The sequence below is a fragment of the Caldisericum sp. genome (assembly GCA_022759145.1).
Taxonomy (GTDB): domain Bacteria; phylum Caldisericota; class Caldisericia; order Caldisericales; family Caldisericaceae; genus Caldisericum.
Genome location: JAEMPV010000083.1, coordinates 1 through 4,658, shown reverse-complemented (window position 1 = coordinate 4,658; position 4,658 = coordinate 1). Strand labels below are relative to the sequence as shown.

Sequence of the window (4,658 nt, the reverse complement as noted above, 5' to 3'; positions counted from 1 at the left end):
TCTCGTAATTCTTGAGGATATACGGGATGCCCTTTTCTTTTCGAATAGAAAGAAGTTTATCAAAAAAATTCCTGTTAAAGGCAACAGGGTGTGTTCTTTTACCATCCTTTACTGGAACAACTATGCTTGCGCCTGTCTTAAGAGTCCCAACAATTTTTCTAAGTGTCTCCTCTTCGGGTAAAGCACGACTTCCAAGAATAAGGACTGCACCAATAGAGTTACTAAAGACGTGCCTCAAGCCACTTTTAAATGAAGAGAATATTGGGGCATCGACTTTTTCGGAGACAACACACTTATAAAACTTCTCTTTAAAGGCTCCTGAAAGCGCAAGTTCATCGCTATTGCTACCGACAACAAAAATTATGTCTGTATCAAAATCCATTCGTAATTTTTCTATTGAATTAACGATGCCTTTTATTTTCTCTATATCAAAATTCCTGGAGAAAAGTATTATAAACGAGCAAGTTTCTCTTATAAAGGGAAACGTATATTCATAAAAAATTTTGCCGTCTTTTCGAAAAATTTTCTTGTTTCCTTTATACTCTACCTCAAAATGCTTTCCTAAGTTAACCTTCATCGAGGAATTTCTTTAAAAGTTCTTTGTTCCCTAATATTTCGTAAGCTTCTCTCATCGCTTCAAAAGTTTCGTAATCGATAAGGACAGAAACTATTTTCCCCTTCCTTATAACCGCGAATGCATCGCCCTTTTCGACATTATCAAGCACCTTGAGTAAATCCCTTTTCAAATTGGAAGCAGAAATTGATCTCAGCATAAATTAATACACCGCATTATAAAGTGCATTTTTAATACGCTCTATAATCTCTTTTCTATTATCATAGATGTCATTTGTTATCTTAATCTTCGGGAAATGCCAGTTTGCATAAAAATCTTTATATCTTTTATCAAGGCTTTCGAGGTATTCTCTTGGAATTTTTTCAAAATCACGCCCACGCTTTGCAATGTTCCTCAAAAGTTCATCCACACTTTTTTCAAGGTAAATAAGAAGATTGGGCGTTGGAAGGTGTGTAACCATAAGGTTATAAAGTTTGTCGTAAACAGTCCACTCCTCTTTTGTCATAAGTCCTTCCTCGTAAAGCGACTTTGCAAAAACCTCTCTGTCCTCGTAGATAGACCTATCAAGTACAGCAGGAATTTTTGATAGAAGCATATGGTGGACAATCTGCTCGTAACGAAGCGCAAGGAAGTTAATCTGTGTTGCAAAAGCCCACCTTTTCATGTCCTGATAGTAGTCCTTAAGGAAAAGGTTCGAGTGGAAGTCTTCAAAATAAACCGAAAACCCCATGTCCTCCGAAATGATTTGCGCTAAAGATGTTTTACCTGCACCGATGTTTCCAGAAATTACAATGTACATAGTTTCACCCCTTTAATATTTGATTTGCAATTATTAGTTTTTGAATTTCATTTGTGCCTTCAACAATCTCATACATCTTTGCTTCGCGATAGAGCCTCTCGACAGTGTATCCCTTTACATAGCCATAACCACCGAAAATTTGCGTTGCAAGGCGTGTTACATCAACTGCAGACTTTGTTGCATAGTATTTTGCAATGGATGAGTAAAGTCCCAAATCAGGAGAATTCAAATCTTTTTTTCTTGCAGAAGTTAGAACAATTTCGCGTGAAGTCTCAAGAAGGGTTTTCATTTCTGCAAGATACGCTTGGATTATCTCATAGTTTGCAATTGGAAGCCCTCCTTGAATACGCTCCTTTGCGTATCTTATCGATTCATTAAGTGCTCTTTCCATAAGCCCCACTGCGCCTGCCGCAGTTAAAATTCTTCCAAGTTCAAGTGTCTTCATAGCAACTATAAAGCCAAGATTTGCACGACCTATAAGGTTTTCCTTTGGCACCAAAACATCCTTTAGCGTCACTGTTGCGTTAGGAAGGTATGGCAATGCCATTTTTTCTTCCTTGTGCCCCACCGCAAGACCTTCGCTTTTTCCTTCAACCACAAATGCTGAAATACCTCTTGCGCCACTTTCAGGGTTCGTTTTTGCAAAAATCACATAGATGTCTGCTAAACCTGCATTTGTAACAAACGCCTTGGTGCCGTTAAGGACATAATAATCTCCCTTAAGTGTAGCAGTTGTTTTAATTGAAGAAGGGTCAGAGCCAGCATAAGGTTCGGTAAGTGAAAAAGCACCAATAAGCTTCCCCTTATTAAGTTGCGTAAGATACTTTTGCTTTAAATAGTCGCTTCCAAAAAGAAAGATAGATAAACTTGCAAGTTGGTGCGCACCAATAATCATAGAAATCGTGCTTGTGTATGTTGATAAGATAATTGATGCCTTAACACTTTCTTCAAAGGAAAGCCCAACACCCCCAAACTCTTTTGGAAAACTTACAGAAAAAAATCCAAGTTCGCCAAGTTTATGGAGGGTCTCCTCAATATAAAGCCCTTTTTCCTCGATATCCTTCTCTTTCGGCTTTATCAAACTTTCGCAAACTTCCTTTGTAACTTCCTCTATCTTTTTCACAGTTTCACCCATCCTTAAGTTTCTCTTTACAAATTATATAGAATTCCGAAAAAAGAAAAACTTCAAAAATTCCTCACAAACTCTATTTTGAAAAAATCAATTTTGGAGTATAATGTATTTTCTAAGTAAAACTTAGGAAATTTAAAGGAGGGAAAAGTATGAAGAAATTTTTAGTTTATCTCAATTTTGGCATTTTGCCACTACTGATGCTTATTTTTATGTACGGCTTTATTATCTATGTGCCGACTAACCTAAAACCACTTTTTGTTGTTTTTGTGTTGCTACTTCTGTTACTAACCTATCTTGAGGAGCATTTAAGAAGTTTTGTATATCTCATTGCAGGAACGCTTGCAATCGGATTCTTTTTTGTAATTACAGTGTGGGGCAAGGCAAATGTAAACCAGGTGAATATCATCATAATCCAAACTGTACTCATTTTGATATCTGTTATTGTATGGATTCAATCAATTTATTTTAAAAGAATTATTGAAGAAAATGAGGCACTCAAAAGAAGAGTAAGAGAACTTGAAAAATTTGTAGGAGACCTGAAAATCTACACAAAAGAAGAGTTTCTTGACTTTGCAAGAACTTTGATTAGTTCAGCCCTGAGAAGGAAAGAAAAACTTGGTGTGATTGTATTCAAACTCAAGCCACATGAAGGAAAAATAGCCGATAGTTTTACCGAAATCTTAGGCAAAAGCATATCAAAAACTATAAGGAGTAATTTTGACGCAGCAGGACTTGTAAGTCAGGATACTATTGCAATTCTTTTGCAGAACACGGATAAAAATGGGGCACTCAAGGCTTTTGAACGAATAAAAAACGCAGTGCTTGATGTCTCCAGAGTAAATCTTGAGGAATTTTTGAATCAATTTGAAATTAGTATAGATGAATTTGATGGCACATTCGAAGACTTCCAAAAGTTTTTAGGAGTGTGATAGATATGACTTTACCGAAACTTGTAATCGCTGTATCTATATTGTTCTGGATCCTCATTCTGTATTATGCAGTTTTATCTGTCGCAGGACTAATTTTCAGGACAAGAAAGAAAAACAAAAAGCCCCTTGAGCGTTACCCGTCAGTAGATGTTTTAATACCATGTAAGAACGAAGGAAAAGTGCTTTTTGACACCCTTAACGCTATGGCGAAGATTGAATACCCAGGCGAAATTACCTTTTACATCCTCAACGATAATTCAACTGATAATACGGTGGAAATTGCGGACTTCTTCGAAAGAAAGTTCAAAAATTTCAAACATATAAGAGTCCCCGAAGGAAACCCGAAAGGGAAGTCAAGGGTCTTAAATTACGGACTCACAATATCCAAGGGCGCTGCTGTTGTTGTTTTTGATGCAGATAATGAACCAGAAAAGGACTCCATAAAATTACTTGTTGAGGCTATGGAGGAAAATCCAAAATACGCAGGTGCAGTAGGATATGTCAAGACCAAAAATATGTATAAAAACAATCTTACAAGAATGATTGGTCTTGAGTTTATGCTATTTCAACTTGTTATGCAGTGTGGAAGATGGCAACTTTTTAGATTTGGCACTCTTACCGGAACAAATTTTGTGCTAAGAAGAAAAGTCCTCGAAGAAGTTAATGGTTGGGATGTATATGCACTTGCAGAAGATGCAGAACTGACCGCAAGAATATACTCAAAGGGATATGAAATTCCTGTTGTTGACGATTCAAGGACATGGGAACAAGAGCCTGAGACTTTTAGCACATTCTGGAAACAGAGAACGCGCTGGCTTTTAGGAAATCTTTATCTTATTTCAAAACTATTTAGAGATAGAGAATTACGCGGCGGAAGGAATTTCCTAAACAATCTTCAACTTGTTTCTGTATACTATGTATTTGTATTATTTGTTATCGCATCTGATGTCTGGTTTGTTATGGGTCTTTTGAACAGGCTTACAATACCTTATACAATACCTCTACTTCTTCTCTGGTTTGAAACCCTATGGATTTACACCTCAGAGATTATTGCAGCAGAAGTAATAGATAACGAAATAAGTTTTAAAAATGCACTTTTTGCTTTTCTTATGTACTTCACTTACGCCCAACTCTGGATTTTGCTTACATTAAGAAGTTACTTCTTGCGATTAAAAAATCAGAGTAAAGAAATCGTCTGGGACAAAACACCGAGATTTTAAAAAA

The 4,658-nt window shown here is 36.5% G+C and carries 6 protein-coding genes; 2 read left to right on the top strand and 4 right to left on the bottom strand.

Annotated elements, in window-relative coordinates:
- The 4 genes from JHC30_05840 to JHC30_05825 form a co-directional block, all read right to left on the bottom strand.
- Positions 1-577, bottom strand: a 577-nt coding sequence (locus JHC30_05840; protein MCI4463671.1) for an NTP transferase domain-containing protein, incomplete at its 3' end; no start/stop codon positions are given.
- Entirely contained in the window at positions 567-773 is a 207-nt protein-coding gene (locus JHC30_05835) for a type II toxin-antitoxin system Phd/YefM family antitoxin (protein MCI4463670.1), read from the bottom strand. The genes JHC30_05835 and JHC30_05840, both read right to left, overlap by 11 nt.
- A 3-nt stretch (positions 774-776) precedes the next feature.
- Positions 777-1,373, bottom strand: coding sequence for a deoxynucleoside kinase (locus JHC30_05830; protein MCI4463669.1), 597 nt, complete (start codon positions 1,371-1,373; stop codon positions 777-779).
- Between the two features lie 4 nt (positions 1,374-1,377).
- A complete protein-coding gene (locus JHC30_05825; protein ID MCI4463668.1) occupies positions 1,378-2,496 on the bottom strand; it encodes an acyl-CoA dehydrogenase family protein in 1,119 nt (372 codons plus the stop codon).
- Between the two features lie 158 nt (positions 2,497-2,654).
- Here JHC30_05825 and JHC30_05820 point away from each other — a divergent pair, with 158 nt between their 5' ends.
- On the top strand, positions 2,655-3,434 hold the full coding sequence (locus JHC30_05820) for a hypothetical protein (GenBank protein MCI4463667.1): 780 nt from the start codon (positions 2,655-2,657) through the stop codon (positions 3,432-3,434).
- Between the two features lie 5 nt (positions 3,435-3,439).
- Positions 3,440-4,654: a glycosyltransferase family 2 protein gene (locus JHC30_05815; protein MCI4463666.1), complete on the top strand. Its 1,215-nt coding sequence runs from the start codon at positions 3,440-3,442 to the stop codon at positions 4,652-4,654.
- Positions 4,655-4,658 lie beyond the last annotated feature (4 nt).